Annotated in this window: 15 protein-coding genes; 8 read left to right on the top strand and 7 right to left on the bottom strand. The window is 75.0% G+C overall.

The genetic code is table 11. From position 1 onward, the window contains the following. Positions 1 to 12: 12 nt before the first annotated feature. The 3 genes from leuD to KZX45_RS15745 all read left to right on the top strand — a co-directional run bounded on the left by leuD (position 13) and on the right by KZX45_RS15745 (position 2,834). Positions 13 to 696, top strand: coding sequence for a 3-isopropylmalate dehydratase small subunit (gene leuD / locus KZX45_RS15755; RefSeq protein ID WP_248258704.1), 684 nt, complete (start codon positions 13 to 15; stop codon positions 694 to 696). Between the two features lie 187 nt (positions 697 to 883). After that, positions 884 to 2,221 carry a UDP-N-acetylglucosamine 1-carboxyvinyltransferase gene (gene murA / locus KZX45_RS15750; protein ID WP_248258703.1) on the top strand — a complete coding sequence of 446 codons (1,338 nt, stop codon included), beginning with the start codon at positions 884 to 886 and terminating at the stop codon, positions 2,219 to 2,221. A 106-nt stretch (positions 2,222 to 2,327) separates the two neighbouring features. Further along, on the top strand, positions 2,328 to 2,834 hold the full coding sequence (locus KZX45_RS15745) for a DinB family protein (protein ID WP_248258702.1): 507 nt from the start codon (positions 2,328 to 2,330) through the stop codon (positions 2,832 to 2,834). On the opposite strand, the gene KZX45_RS15740 is transcribed toward KZX45_RS15745, so the two are convergent. Continuing rightward, complete coding sequence (locus KZX45_RS15740) at positions 2,831 to 3,076, bottom strand: hypothetical protein (protein WP_248258701.1); 246 nt, start codon at positions 3,074 to 3,076, stop codon at positions 2,831 to 2,833. The two genes, KZX45_RS15745 and KZX45_RS15740, sit on opposite strands and share 4 nt — an antisense overlap. Before the next feature lie 136 nt (positions 3,077 to 3,212). Here KZX45_RS15740 and KZX45_RS15735 point away from each other — a divergent pair, with 136 nt between their 5' ends. From KZX45_RS15735 to KZX45_RS15725, 3 genes are all read left to right on the top strand, one after another. Further along, the gene (locus tag KZX45_RS15735; RefSeq protein WP_248258700.1) at positions 3,213 to 4,073 is read left to right on the top strand and encodes a lysophospholipid acyltransferase family protein; all 861 of its coding nucleotides are present in this window, start codon (positions 3,213 to 3,215) and stop codon (positions 4,071 to 4,073) included. A gap of 86 nt (positions 4,074 to 4,159) precedes the next feature. Continuing rightward, the gene (locus KZX45_RS15730) at positions 4,160 to 5,158 is read left to right on the top strand and encodes an NAD(P)H-dependent glycerol-3-phosphate dehydrogenase (protein ID WP_308221753.1); all 999 of its coding nucleotides are present in this window, start codon (positions 4,160 to 4,162) and stop codon (positions 5,156 to 5,158) included. 111 nt (positions 5,159 to 5,269) lie between these two features. Further along, positions 5,270 to 5,479: a dodecin gene (locus KZX45_RS15725; protein WP_248258699.1), complete on the top strand. Its 210-nt coding sequence runs from the start codon at positions 5,270 to 5,272 to the stop codon at positions 5,477 to 5,479. Between the two features lie 60 nt (positions 5,480 to 5,539). Here KZX45_RS15725 and KZX45_RS15720 read toward each other — a convergent pair whose 3' ends face one another. The 3 genes from KZX45_RS15720 to KZX45_RS15710 form a co-directional block, all read right to left on the bottom strand. Continuing rightward, positions 5,540 to 6,232 (bottom strand): hypothetical protein, encoded by a 693-nt coding sequence (locus tag KZX45_RS15720; RefSeq protein ID WP_248258698.1) that lies wholly within the window; start codon positions 6,230 to 6,232, stop codon positions 5,540 to 5,542. 118 nt (positions 6,233 to 6,350) lie between these two features. Then, the gene (locus KZX45_RS15715) at positions 6,351 to 7,100 is read right to left on the bottom strand and encodes a hypothetical protein (protein WP_248258697.1); all 750 of its coding nucleotides are present in this window, start codon (positions 7,098 to 7,100) and stop codon (positions 6,351 to 6,353) included. 194 nt (positions 7,101 to 7,294) lie between these two features. Next, positions 7,295 to 8,470, bottom strand: a complete 1,176-nt coding sequence (locus KZX45_RS15710; RefSeq protein WP_248258696.1) for a PLP-dependent aspartate aminotransferase family protein — start codon at positions 8,468 to 8,470, stop codon at positions 7,295 to 7,297. 65 nt (positions 8,471 to 8,535) lie between these two features. On the opposite strand from KZX45_RS15710, the gene KZX45_RS15705 reads away from it, so the two are divergent. Next, complete coding sequence (locus KZX45_RS15705) at positions 8,536 to 9,690, top strand: D-alanine--D-alanine ligase family protein (RefSeq protein ID WP_248258695.1); 1,155 nt, start codon at positions 8,536 to 8,538, stop codon at positions 9,688 to 9,690. A 36-nt stretch (positions 9,691 to 9,726) separates the two neighbouring features. On the opposite strand, the gene KZX45_RS15700 is transcribed toward KZX45_RS15705, so the two are convergent. Further along, on the bottom strand, positions 9,727 to 10,239 hold the full coding sequence (locus tag KZX45_RS15700) for a DUF3515 family protein (RefSeq protein WP_248258694.1): 513 nt from the start codon (positions 10,237 to 10,239) through the stop codon (positions 9,727 to 9,729). A 113-nt stretch (positions 10,240 to 10,352) separates the two neighbouring features. On the opposite strand from KZX45_RS15700, the gene KZX45_RS15695 reads away from it, so the two are divergent. Beyond that, the gene (locus tag KZX45_RS15695; protein WP_248258693.1) at positions 10,353 to 11,339 is read left to right on the top strand and encodes a thiamine-phosphate kinase; all 987 of its coding nucleotides are present in this window, start codon (positions 10,353 to 10,355) and stop codon (positions 11,337 to 11,339) included. An 83-nt stretch (positions 11,340 to 11,422) separates the two neighbouring features. Here the strand turns inward: KZX45_RS15695 and KZX45_RS15690 are convergent, their stop codons facing one another. Together KZX45_RS15690 and rpmB are read right to left on the bottom strand one after the other, a co-directional pair. Next, positions 11,423 to 12,817 (bottom strand): FAD-binding oxidoreductase, encoded by a 1,395-nt coding sequence (locus KZX45_RS15690; RefSeq protein ID WP_248258692.1) that lies wholly within the window; start codon positions 12,815 to 12,817, stop codon positions 11,423 to 11,425. 199 nt (positions 12,818 to 13,016) lie between these two features. Beyond that, positions 13,017 to 13,208, bottom strand: coding sequence for a 50S ribosomal protein L28 (rpmB, locus tag KZX45_RS15685; protein ID WP_098484684.1), 192 nt, complete (start codon positions 13,206 to 13,208; stop codon positions 13,017 to 13,019). Positions 13,209 to 13,481: the final 273 nt, after the last annotated feature.

Raw genomic sequence — 13,481 nt, 5'->3', positions numbered from 1 at the left:
AGCCAGAGAACCATGGAGAAGTTCACCCAGCACACCGGCGTCGGCGTCCCGCTGCGGCGCAGCAACGTCGACACCGACCAGATCATCCCGGCCGTCTACCTCAAGCGGGTGACCCGCACCGGGTTCGAGGACGCGCTGTTCGCCGCCTGGCGCGGGGACCCCGACTTCGTCCTCAACCGCCCCGAGTACGCCTCCGGGTCCGTCCTCGTCGCCGGCCCTGACTTCGGCACCGGCTCCTCCCGCGAGCACGCCGTGTGGGCGCTGAAGGACTACGGTTTCCGCGTCGTGCTCGCCCCGAAGTTCGCCGACATCTTCCGCGGCAACTCGGGCAAGCAGGGCCTCGTGGCCGGCGTCATCAGCCAGGAGGACGCCGAGATGCTCTGGAAGGTGCTCGAGAACGAGCCCGGCACCGAGGTGACGGTCGACCTGGTCGGCAAGACCGTCGTCGCCGGCGACGTCCACGCCACCTTCGAGATCGACGACTACACCCGCTGGCGCCTCCTCGAGGGCCTCGACGACATCGGTCTGACCCTGCAGAACGAGGCGGACATCACCGCGTTCGAGGCCACCCGGGAGCCGTGGCGCCCGCGCACGCTCCCCGCCAAGCACCTGCCGCCCGTGCACGTGATGGCCGCGCGCCCCGTGGGCGGCGACGGCGGCGGCCTGCCCGCCCACGCGGACGCCCCGCTGGCCTGAGCGCCCGACGACGTCGAGAACCGCGCCCCGCGGACCCCTGCCGGTCCGCGGGGCGCGGCTGTGTCCGAACCGACACCCGGGCCCCCTCCACGGGCCGGTGGAGCGCCACGTATCCTGATTCGACGGCGGACCACCCGGGTCCGCTTCGAAACGGGCCCCGTCAGTTCCCGGGGCTGGTGAGGTGTTTATGAGCGGGCTCCTGACTGTCGAGGGCGGCACGCCGCTGACCGGTGAGATCACCGTGCGCGGCGCGAAGAACTTCGTCTCCAAGGCGATGGTGGCCTCCCTGCTGGGCGAGGGACCGTCCGTGCTCGCGAACGTCCCCGTCATCCGGGACGTGGACGTCGTCGCCGACCTGCTGCGCCTGCACGGCGTGACGGTCGACCACGACCGCGACGCCGGCGTGCTGCACCTGGACCCCACCGACGTCGAGTCCGCGCACGTGGCCGACATCGACGCCTACGCCGGCTCGTCGCGGATCCCGATCCTCTTCTGCGGCCCGCTGCTGCACCGGCTGGGCGAGGCGTTCATCCCCGACCTGGGCGGCTGCCGCATCGGCGACCGGCCGATCGACTACCACCTGGACATCCTGCGCAGCTTCGGCGCCGTCGTCGACAAGCGCGTGCAGGGCATCCACATCTCGGCGCCCCGCGGCCTGCGCGGTACCAAGATCGAGCTGCCCTACCCGTCGGTCGGGGCGACCGAGCAGACGCTGCTCACCGCCGTGCGGGCCCAGGGCCTGACCGAGCTGCGCAACGCCGCGATCGAGCCCGAGATCACCGACCTCATCGCCGTCCTGCAGAAGATGGGCGCCATCATCTCGGTCGACACCGACCGAACCATCCGCATCGAGGGCGTGGACCGCCTCGGCGGCTACCGGCACACCGCGCTCGCCGACCGCATCGAGGCCGGCTCCTGGGCGTCGGCCGCGCTGGCCACCCACGGCGACGTCTTCGTCCGCGGCGCCTCCCAGCCCGAGATGATGACCTTCCTCAACACCTTCCGGAAGGTCGGCGGCGCGTTCGACGTGCGCGACGACGGCATCCGCTTCTGGCACCCGGGCAGCGACCTGAACTCGATCGTCCTCGAGACCGACGTGCACCCCGGCTTCATGACCGACTGGCAGCAGCCCCTCGTCGTGGCGCTGACCCAGGCCAAGGGGCTGTCGATCGTCCACGAGACCGTGTACGAGAACCGGTTCGGGTTCACCGACGCCCTGCGCGGCATGGGCGCCACGATCCAGATCTACCGCGAGTGCCTCGGCGGGCTGCCCTGCCGGTTCGGGCAGCGGAACTTCTACCACTCCGCCGTCGTCTCCGGCCCGACGCCGCTGCGCGCGGCCAACATCGAGGTCCCCGACCTGCGCGGCGGTTTCTCCCACCTCATCGCCGCCCTGGCGGCGGAGGGCACCTCGCAGGTGCGCGGCATCAGCATCATCAACCGCGGCTACGAGAACTTCATGGGCAAGCTCGAGGCGCTCTCCGCCAAGGTCACGCTGGCGGAGCTCTCCACCGCCGCCAGCTGACGCGAGTCCCGCGGTCTCCGGCCGGTCGACGATCCCGTCGGCCGGCCGTCGGCGTCCGGGTGCACGTTCGTTGGCCGGGACCGCGCCCCCACGGCACACTGGCGCCATGAACGTGGCCGAGCTGCTCATCGAGTCCTACTCCCGAGTGCCCGACGAGGCGGCCCGGATCCTCGCCGGGCTGGACGAGACGGCCCTGACCTACCGGCCCGACCCCGAGGCGAACTCCATCGCCTGGCTGGTCTGGCACCTGGCCCGCGGCCAGGACGCCCAGGTGGCCGCCTGCTCGGGGGAGGAGCAGGCCTGGACGGCGGACGGCTGGGCCGCGCGCATGGGTCTGCCGTTCGACCCCGCGGCCACCGGCTACGGCCAGTCCAGCGACGAGGTCGCCCAGGTGCGCGTCGGCGCCGAGGACCTGCTCGGCTACCTCGGCGACGTCCACCGGCGCACCGTGGAGTTCCTCGCGACCCTGGCCGAGGAGGACCTCGAGCGGGTGGTCGACGAGGCGTGGGACCCGCCCGTGACGCTCGGCGTGCGGCTCGTCAGCATCGTGGGTGACGACCTCCAGCACCTCGGGCAGGCCGCCTACGTGCGCGGCCTCGTCGAGCGCTCCTAGCCCACGTTCGCCCCGAGCAGCAGGTAGCTGACGGTGCCGACCGTGAGGCCGCCCCCGACCGGTACCGCCCAGTCCGCCCACCGCGACCCCGTCGAGCGGCCGACGAGGCCGAGCATCAGGACGGCCGGCCCCAGCAGCCAGCCGCTCCAGCCGAGGACCGCCAGAGCCAGCCCCAGCAGCGCGCACATGACCACGACCGGCACCAGCACCAAGCCGGGCAGCCGCCGCTCGTGGGTCTCCACGCCCAGCTCCCCTCGTCGTCGGGCGAGTCACTTCACCCTACGGCGAGGCCCGCGGAGAGTCGGGGCGAGTCGTGACGACTCGGCCACGGGGCTGGTCGGAGGGGGCTTCGACCCCGCGGAGACTACGATCGCGAACGTGCAGCCACGAAAGCAGTCCGGCGTCTACCGGTTCCTCGTCTCCCTGCTCCGCCCGGCGATGAGCCTGATGACCCGGCGGACCTGGCGCGGCGGGGAGCACCTGCCGCCCGCCGGGGGCTTCGTCGCCGTGGCGAACCACGCCAGCAACATGGACCCGCTGACCGTGGCGCACTTCCTCTACGACCACGGCGCGGCGCCGAAGTTCCTCGCGAAGTCCTCGCTCTTCGAGGTGCCCGTCCTCGGCAGGCTGCTCGCCGCTGCCGACCAGATCCCGGTCTACCGCGGCACCTCCCGCGCGGGCGACTCCCTCGTCGCGGCGGAGAAGGCGGTGCGCCGGGGCGAGTGCGTCGTGATCTTCCCCGAGGGCACGTTCACCCGGGACCCCGACCTGTGGCCGATGACCGGACGCACCGGTGCGGCCCGTCTCGCCCTGAGCACCCGGGTGCCCGTCGTACCCGTGACCCAGTGGGGCGCCCACCGCATCATGCCGCGCTACACCGCACGCTTCCGGCCCTTCCCACGCACGCCCGTCACCGTCGTCGCCGGGCCCCCGGTCGACCTGGCGGACCTGTACGGCCGGCCGGTGGACCAGGAGGTCCTCCGCGAGGCGACGGCGCGGATCATGGCGGCACTCACGGCCCAGCTCGCCGAGATCCGCGGCGAGGCACCGCCCGCGCGCGTGTACGACGCTCGCCGCGACGGCGACCCGCGGGCCGCCCACGACGCCGCCCGCGCGCAGCGGCGGGCCGCGCGCCGGGAACGCCGGGCGGCCCTGGACCGGCGGCTCGGCGCCCTCCGTGAGCGACTCGCCCCGCTGCGGGCCCGGAGGTCCGCCCGCCGGGCCGGGGGCCGCCCGTGACGTCGGCGGGGGCGCATCCCGAGGAGGGGCCGCTCGGGGAGGCGCCCGTCGAGGAGGCGGGCGGACCGACGACGGCGGAGCCGCCCGTGCGTGCGGCGGTCCTCGGCACCGGTGCGTGGGGCACCACGTTCGCGGCGATCATGGCCGACGCCGGCTGCGCCGTCCGCATGTGGGGCCGCAGCCCCGAGGTGGTCGGCGAGATCGCCGCCCACCGCCGGAACACGCGCAACCTGGCGGGGGTGGACCTCCCGCCGGGCATCAGCGCCACCACGGACCTGGCCACCGCGGTGGACGGCGCCCACGTCGTCGTCGTCGCCCTCCCGTCGCAGTCCGTGCGGGCGGTGCTGGCTCCCCTGGCGGGCACGCTGGCCGAGGAGAGCGTGGTCGTCTCCCTGATGAAGGGCGTCGAGCTGGGCACGCACCAGCGCATGAGCGAGGTCCTGGCCCAGTCGCTGGAGGTGGACCCCGGGCGCGTGGCGGTGGTGTCCGGCCCGAACCTGGCCAAGGAGATCGCGGCGCACCAGCCGGCCGGCGCGGTGGTGGCCGCCGCCCGGCACGACGTCGCCGAGCTCGTCGCCCGTGCCTGTGCCGCGCCGTACTTCCGGCCGTACACCCACACCGACGTCGTCGGTGTCGAGCTCGGCGGTGCCCTGAAGAACGTCATCGCGCTCGCCGTCGGCATGGCGCAGGGGCGCGGGTACGGGGACAACACCAAGGCGCTGATCATCACGCGCGGGCTGGCGGAGACGGCGCGGCTGGGGGCGGCGCTGGGCGCCGAGCCGGGCACGTTCGCGGGCCTGGCCGGCATGGGGGACCTCGTGGCTACCTGCGCCTCACCGCTGTCGCGCAACCACACGCTCGGCGCCCACATCGGCGCCGGCATGGGACTGGAGGAGGCGCTGGCTGCGACCGGCGGCACGGCGGAGGGCGTGAAGTCCTGCCGCTCGGTGCTCGACCTCGCCAACGCCCACGGCGTCGACATGCCGATCACGCAGGCGGTCGTCGCCGTGCTGCACGAGGGCTGGCCGGTGGCGGAGATGACGGCCGCGCTGCTCGCCCGTCCGCTCAAGCACGAGCGCGCCTGACCGGCCGGGCGGACCCCGGGGCCCGAGCCGGGGCCGGGGGCGTTCCTGTTGTCCGGTGACCGGGTCCACGACAGACTGGCGGCTCACGACCCTGACACGAAGGAGCGGACCATGACCGAGGACAACACGTACAAGATCGCGGAGATCGTCGGGACGTCGCCGAACGGCGTCGACGAGGCGATCCGCAACGGCCTGGCCCGCGCGGGCCGGACCCTGCACGGGCTGGACTGGTTCGAGGTCACCGAGGTCCGCGGCCACCTCGAGGAGGGCAAGGTCGCCCACTACCAGGTGGGCATGAAGGTCGGCTTCAAGCTCGACTGACCCAGAGCTCCCCGACGGTGAGTGCCCCGGCAGCCGGGGCGCCGCGCCGGTCCCGGCGGTTCAGCCGTTCGTGGTGCGCACGTCCACCACGAGCCGGGCCGGCTCGGTGAGGGTGAACACGCGGAACGGGGCCTCCTCGTCCAGCCCGATGAACGCCTGGTTCTGCCCCTCGAAGATGCCGGTGACGTGGACCTCCTCCACGAGGTCCGCGTCCTCGGCGTCGTAGGAGCCCTGCGCGACGCGGCCGGTCTCGTCGTCGCCCTCGGGGTAGCGCACCCCGGTGGCGATGACCTGGAGGGTGAAGTCGCCCTCGACGTCGACCACCTCGCCGCGTCCGTCCTCGACGGCCTCGTCGACGTACTCGACGCGCCAGCCGGGGGTGCCGGTGCCCTCGAAGTCGAAGACCACGCGCTCGTAGCCCTCGTGGCTGCCCACCCGCACCCCCGTGGGGAGGAGCTCGCCCCCGGCGGAGGGCCAGTCGGGATCGTTCTGCGGGTCGGTGCTGTAGTCGGCGGCGTCGGTCGGCGCGTCGGTCTCCTGCGCGGGCGCCGCCGTGGAGCCGTCGTCGTCGTCCTCCTGGCCGTCGTCGCCGGAGGCGGTGGGGGAGGGAGAGGGAGACGTGGTCTCCGCGGCGGTGGGTGACACCGTCGTGGTCGGTGCGGCGGGCGTCGGCTCCGCGCCGCCGTTGCTGCACGCGGCCAGCAGGGCCCCGCCCGCGAGGGCGGCCGTGACCACCCGTGCCGATCTGCGCATCGTTCCTCCCGGCTCCGTGGCCCCCGAGCGGGTGCCGATGCGCCCCACGCTAGCGGGCTGCGGCCGGTGCGCCGCGCAGCGCCGGGCCGTCGATACGGATCCGTGACCAGCGGGTCCGCTACGACGTCGGGCCCGTGCCCGGGTCGGTGACGATCAGGACGAGCGTGCCGGCGTGGTCCGGGACCGCCCAGAGGACGGCCCCGGCGTCCATCCCGACGTAGACGCCGGTGCCCATGGTGGTGTCGGGCGGGCCCACGCTCACGCCGTGGACCCGCGACGCGGCCTCCGGCCTGATCAGCTGCCCGGGCTCGAGCGCGCCGCCCAGGGGCGCCTGTGCGCCGGTGAGGAACGCGAGGCCGGTGTCCACGCCGCCCGGGAGGGCGACCTCCGGCGGGAGGTCCGTGGCACCCGCGACCGAGAGGTCGAGGCCCGCCAGGCCCTCGCCGCCGGTGTAGGAGACGACGACGCGTGACTGGTCCGGGCCCTGCTCGTAGATCTCGATGCCGGTGACGGAGTAGGTCGCCGCACCGTCGTGCACCACCTCGAGGCGCTCCGGCAGGACCACGGTGTCGAAGCCACCGACCCACGGCTCGCCGCCGTCGTCGCCGTCGACGTGCGGCGGAGGGGACTGCCGAGGCTCCCAGGGGTAGTCGTCCGGGAGGGGCGAGTCGCCGGGCGGCGCCTCGTCCGGGAGGGGCGAGTCGCCGGGCGCGCTGCCGGGGGTGGACGGCGATCCCGGGGCGGGCGCCGCCGGGCCCGCCGTCCCGCCGGGCTCCGGAATGTCGAGCGGGTCGTCCGCCGTCGCCAGCCCGCCGCAGCCGGCGACCAGGAAGACCGCCGCGGCGGTCAGGATGGTTGCGGTCCTCACGAAGTGCCCCCTCGAGCGCGCGGGTGGCCGGTCACCTGGCTCATGTCCGTCCGGGACCCCATCTTGCACGCCGCGCCGACGGCGGTCGCCGGCTTGACGGCGGGGGGAGGGTTCCCGGATCCGGGGGGCCCCGCCGGTCCGGCCTCGGCCGGCTGGTCCCGCGGGTCCTCGGCCCGGCCGGTCTCGGCCGCCTCTCAGCCGGCGCGGTTCGCGGCCGCGTGCAGGGCGCGGTCGAGATCGGCCCACAGGTCCTCGACGTCCTCGATGCCCACGCTCAGGCGCAGCAGGTCCTCAGGCACCGTGCCCGCCTCCGCCGGGAGCCGACGGCGCCGCTCGAGGCTCGACTCCACCCCGCCCAGGCTCGTGGCGGGCACCCACAGCTCGACCGCCCGGGTCAGCGCCTCCGCGGCCGCGGCGCCGCCGGCCGGACGCAGCGTGAGGATCGAGCCGAACCCGTCCATCAGCTCCGCGGCCCGCTCGTGCTGCGGGTGCGAGGGCAGGCCCGGGTGGGACACCTCCGCGACCAGCGGGTGCTCCGCGAGACGCCGCGCGAGCTCCAGCGCGCTGGCCTGGGACCGCTCCACGCGCAGCGCCAGCGTGCGCAGCCCGCGCAGGGCGAGCCACGCCTCCCACGGGCCGGGGATCGCCCCGCCGGTCGTGCGGCGCGCGTGCAGCCGGGCGCGCAGGCCGGCGTCGTCCGTGACGGCGGCTCCCATCACCAGGTCGGAGTGCCCCGCGAGGAACTTCGTCACCGAGTGGACGACGACGTCGGCCCCCTGGGCGAGCGGGCGCTGCCCCAGCGGGGTGGCGAAGGTGTTGTCGACGACGCACAGCGCGCCCGCCGCGTGGGCGGCCGCGGCGAGCGCCGGCACGTCGGCCACCTCGAGCATGGGGTTGGTGGGGGACTCGATCCACAGCACGCTGGCGGCCGGCTCGCCGTCGGGCGCCAGGGCGGCGACCACGGCGTCGGTGTCGGCGATGTCCACCTCGCGCACCACGGACCCCTCGCGCTCTGCCTGCTCGCGGGCGGCGGTGAGGGTGGCGAGGTAGGCGTGGCGCGGCGCGACGACCGCCGAGCCCGGAGTCGCCAGCCGCAGCACGGCGTCGATCGCGGCCATGCCGGAGGCGAACGCCAGGGCCGGCAGCGCGGCGCCCTCCAGGGCGCCGACCGCCTCCTCGAGCGGGAGCCAGGTCTCGGTGTTGTACCGGGTGTAGAGCATCTCCTCGGCCCCCGGCGTGCCGGTGGAGACGTACGTGCTCGAGAGCACCACCGGGGCGTTGACCGGCGCGCCCTGCTCGCGCGGCGGCCGGCCGGCCGCGACGGCGGTGGTGGCGGGGGAGAGGCTGCGGTGCTGGGGGTCCGGGCTCACCGGCCCAGGCTATTCCCGACGTGGGAGCGGTGGCTGCACCGTCCGCGGCGGTACCCTCGCACGCGATGAACATCGAGCGTGCACCCGAGCCCACCACCACCGAGCCCGCCGGGCGGGACACGCGCAAGGTACGCGTCGCCGTCGTCTTCGGCGGCCGCAGCGGCGAGCACTCCGTCAGCTGCGCCACCGCCGCCGGCGTGCTGCGCGCGATCGACCGCGACGCCTACGACGTCGTCCCGGTCGGCATCACCCGCGACGGTCGCTGGGTGCTCGCCCCCGACGACCCCGCGCTCCTCGAGGGCGGGCGCGCGGAGATCACGGCGGACGGCGCCCAGGTGCTCGTCCCGTTCGGCGACGCACCGGCGCCGCTCGTCGTCGCCGAGCCGGGCGAGGTGCCCCACCAGCTGGGCGCCGTCGACGTCGTGCTGCCGCTGCTGCACGGACCGTTCGGCGAGGACGGGACCATCCAGGGTCTGCTCGAGATGGCCGGCACCCGGTACGTCGGCTCGGGCGTGCTGGCCTCCGCCGCCGCGATGGACAAGCACTACATGAAGATCATCCTGGCGGGGCAGCTGCTGCCCGTCGGGCCCTACACGGTGATCACCCCGCGGATGTGGCGGACCGACAAGGCGGCCGCCCTCGACGCCGTCGCCTCGCTCGGCTTCCCGGTCTTCGTCAAGCCCGCCCGGGCGGGCTCCTCCCTCGGGATCAGCCGCGTGGAGCGCCCGGAGGACCTGGAGGCGGCCGTGCTCGAGGCCCAGCGCCACGACCCGAAGGTCGTCGTCGAGGGGGCCATCAACGGCCGCGAGATCGAGTGCGCCGTCCTCGAGGGGCACGGCGACGACGCCCCGCGCACGTCCGTCCCCGGTGAGATCGTGCTCGACACGCCGGCCGCGGGGTTCTACGACTACGAGACGAAGTACCTCGACACCGCCCCGCTGACCATGGCCATCCCGGCGGACCTTCCCGAGGACGTCGTCGCCCGGGTCCAGCAGCTCGCCGGGCAGGCGTTCGAGGCGCTCGGCTGCGAGGGCCTCGCCCGGGTGGACTTCTTCTACACCGACCACGGCGACGTGGTGATCAACGAGGTCAACACGATGCCCGGGTTCACGCCGTACTCGATGTACCCCGCGCTGTGGGAGGCCTCCGGCCTGCCGTACCCGGAGCTGATCGACGAGCTGGTCTCCCTCGCCCTGGAGCGCTCCGCCGGCCTGCGCTGACCGCGGCGGCGCCCGGGCGAGGTGCCGTCGGGGCGGTCAGGAGACGTCGGTGGCGCCGACGCAGAACCGGTCGGCCGGGCTCACGCCGACGGCCCCGGCGAGCTCGACGAGGTACGCCGTCGGCTGCCCGGACGTGCCCTGCTCCGCGGGGACGACCACCTCGACCGCCGGCTCGCGCCCGTAGGTGACGAACGTCCACGAGCCGCGGCTCTGCCGGGCGTGCTCCGGCAGCGACTCGTCGTCGCCCTCCAGCGCGATCCAGTCGACGAAGCTCCCGTCGCCGGTCTCCACGCTCAGGCAGCGGTCCGTGGTCGGACCGGGGGGCTCGACGCCGCAGCGCAGGGTGACGGCCGGGTCGCCCCAGGCGGTGGTGGCCTGCGATGAGGTGGAGCGGCGCTCGAGCCCGCCCAGCGCCTCGGGGGTGGAGATGAGGACGTCGCCGCACGTCGGGTCCGCCGCGTGCTCGCCGGGCGGCAGGTCGACGGGGGAGGAGCACCCGGTCAGGACGGCGAGGGGGACGAGCGTCAGGGCGAGGGACCGGCGGGGCACCCCGCCACTCTACGGCGGCGCTCCCGCGGCCCTGGCACGGCGGACCCGCTCCGCGGCCCGCGGCCCCGGCCCGCGGCCCGCGGCCCTGGCCCGGCGCCCGATACGGTGGCGGGATGGACAGCCCGACGGTCGCCGACCTGACCGAGGACGAGCTCATCGCCTCGTTCGTCCCGCTGCTGCCTCGTGGGCGTCACACCCTCGTGCCCACGGGCGACGACGCGGCCGTCGTCGCCGCCCCCGACGGGCGCTTCTGCGTCTCGACCGACGTGCTCGTCCAGGACCAGCACTTCCGCCTCGACTGGGGCGACGGGGCGGACGTGGGCTGGCGCGCCGCCGCGCAGAACCTCTCCGACATCGCCGCGATGGGGGCCGAGCCGACGTCCATGGTGGTCTCGCTCGTGCTGCCGCCGACGACGCCGGTCGCCTGGGTCCACGACCTCAGCCGCGGGCTCGCGGAGCTGTGCGGGCCGCTGGGCGTCGGCGTCGACGGCGGCGACCTCTCCGCCGGGATGCAGGTGGTCGTGGCCGTGACCGTCCACGGCGACCTGGGCGGGCGGGCCCCGGTGCTGCGCTCCGGAGCCCGGGCGGGCGACGTGGTCGCCCACGCCGGCGTGCTGGGCCACGCGGCGGCGGGCATGGCGCTCCTGGCGTCGGCGCGCCGTGGCGGGTCGGACGAGGGGCTCGTCGCCTCCTTCCTGCGCCCGCGACCCGCGCTCGCCGCCGGACCGGCCGCGGCCGGCGCGGGGGCCACCGCCATGATGGACGTCTCGGACGGTCTGCTGCGCGACGCCTCCCGGCTGGCCCGCAGCTCCGGCGTCGTGATCGACCTCCAGCCGCTGGAGCGTTCCGTGCCCGGCGACCTCGCGGGGCTGAGGGACGCCGCCGCCCGCCTGGAGACCGACCCCGCGGCCTGGGCGCTGACCGGCGGGGAGGACCATGGGATGCTCGCCACCTTCCCCGCCGGCTCGGCCCTACCTGAGGGCTTCCGCCCGCTCGGTGCCGTGCGGGCGGCCGACGTCGGGCACCCGGCCGGGACCGTCCTCGTGGACGGCGTCCCGCCGGCCGTCACCTCCCTGGGCTGGGACCACTTCCGCCGCTGAGCGGCGCGGGGTTCCGCCGGGCCTCCCGCGCGGCGGGGCGTTCCGGCCGCGTCGGCCGACGTCACGCCGGCACTGCGCGCCGGCTAGGCCGGGACGATGTTCTGGTTGAGGTGGAAGAGGTTCCCGGGGTCGTAGCGGGTCTTCAGGCCCTGCAGCCGCCGGTACTTCTCCGCGCCGTAGGCCCTCCGCACCCGGTCCTCGCCCTCGCTCATCAGGAAGTTGGTGTAGCTCCCGACGCCGTGCGGCTCGAGGGCGTCCCACAGCTGGTGCACCCACTCGCGCTCCGCCTCGTGCTCGGCGGCGGTCATGGCGTTGCCGTTGATGTTCACCGTATGGGTGGCGTGCCGCCCGGAGAACGCGGTGGCGTCGTCGTCCACGCGGGCGGGGGCGCCGCCGCCCACGTGGAAGTAGCCGACGGAGCTGATCGGGGACCGGACACGGGCGGCGTGCTCGGCGAAAAGGTCGATGACCTCGTCGGTGAGCGGGCCGAGGTCGCAGGACCGGAAGTAGTAGTGCCAGCCGTGCGGGAAGGAGAGGTCGAACATCGCCTGGTGGGTGACGAACGGCTTCGGCCTGCACAGGTCGAGCAGCGGGGTGCCGACGCGGCGCAGCGGCGCGACGTAGCGCTCACCGTCGTCCGGGTCCCCGGCCCAGCACACGACGACGGCGGTGACGTGGCGCCCGTGCAGCTCGGCCGGGACGACCGGCAGCGCGGGCGCGCGGCGGTGCACCGTGATGGTCCCGAGGTCCTCCGGTGCGTCGGCGATCCACTCCCGGTAGAAGCGCAGCACCGGCACCGACTGCTCCACGGGCCAGAAGATCGGTCCGGCGAGCACCGTCGGGCCGACGTCGACGAGCCGGTACTCGAACTCGGTGACGACGCCGAAGTTGCCGCCCCCGCCGCGCACGCCCCAGAAGAGGTCGTGGTTCTCGCCCTCGCTGGCGTGCACCAGCTCGCCGTCGGCGGTGACGACGTCCACGGACACCAGCCGGTCGACGGTGAGCCCGTGGCGGCGCGTGAGCCAGCCGATGCCGCCGCCGAGGGTGAGCCCGGCGATGCCGGTGTGGGTGACGATGCCGGACGGCACGGCCGTCCCGAAGGCCTGCGTCTCCCGGTCGAGCTCGCCGAGCAGCACCCCGGCCTGCGCGCGGACGGTGCGCGCGCGCAGGTCCACGCGGGTGCCGCGCATCGGCGAGAGGTCGAGGACGATCCCGTCGTCGCAGGTGGAGTAGCCGGGGAAGCTGTGCCCGCCGCCGCGCACGGCGACGGTCAGGCCGGTCTCCCGGGCGAGCCTGAGGGAGGCGATGACGTCCGCGACCCCGGCGCACCGGGCGATGACGGCGGGGCGGCGGTCGATGGCGCCGTTCCACACCCGCCGGTGCTGCTCGTAGCCCGGGTCGCCGGGGAGGATGACCTCGCCCCGGAAGCCGGCGGTCAGGTCGGCGAGGTCTGCAGGGGTAACGGTCGTGGTGGCCATGTCGGGCCTCCGAGGGGCGGGGTCTCGATTCTCCGCCGAGGCCCGGGGCGCGACAAGGGGCAGGTGCCGCGGGCCCCGGCGAGCCGGGTCCATCACCTCGCCACATGGCAGAGGCAGGCACGAACCGTGGGTATGCGAAAGGCCGCCGTCCCCGGACGGGGAGGGCGGCCTCAGCGTGCGCGTTCGCCGCGCGGGTGCGTCAGACGGCGCGGGTCACCTTGTCGGCCTTGAGGCACGAGGTGCACACGTTCACGCGCTTCGGGGCGCCGTTGACGAGGGCGCGCACGCGCTGGATGTTCGGGTTCCAACGGCGGCTGGTCCGCACGTGGGAGTGCGAGACGCTCTTGCCGAAGCTCGGGCGCTTGCCGCAGACGTCGCAGGTGGCAGCCACGGTCGTTCTCCTGATCTTCTCGCTGACGCACAGCCGGCAGGCGGTGCGTGATGTCGGTGAGCCCGCAAGGTGCAGGCGGAAGGCCTGCCGGGTCGGGCAACCTGGCAAGAGTACCCGAGAAATCGCCGCACGCTCAAACGACCGGGGCCCGGGCAAGGGTGGCGTCCGCCACAGGGTGCGCGGCCGGCGCCTCCGCGGTGGCCCTGCGGCGGCTCTCCGGCCACGTGCCCACAGCGGTACCGGCCAGTGTGGGCGACGGCGGATAACCTGAGG

The organism is Georgenia sp. EYE_87 (genome assembly GCF_023148685.1).
Lineage (GTDB): Bacteria > Actinomycetota > Actinomycetes > Actinomycetales > Actinomycetaceae > Georgenia.
This window is presented reverse-complemented; position numbering and strand designations above follow the sequence as displayed.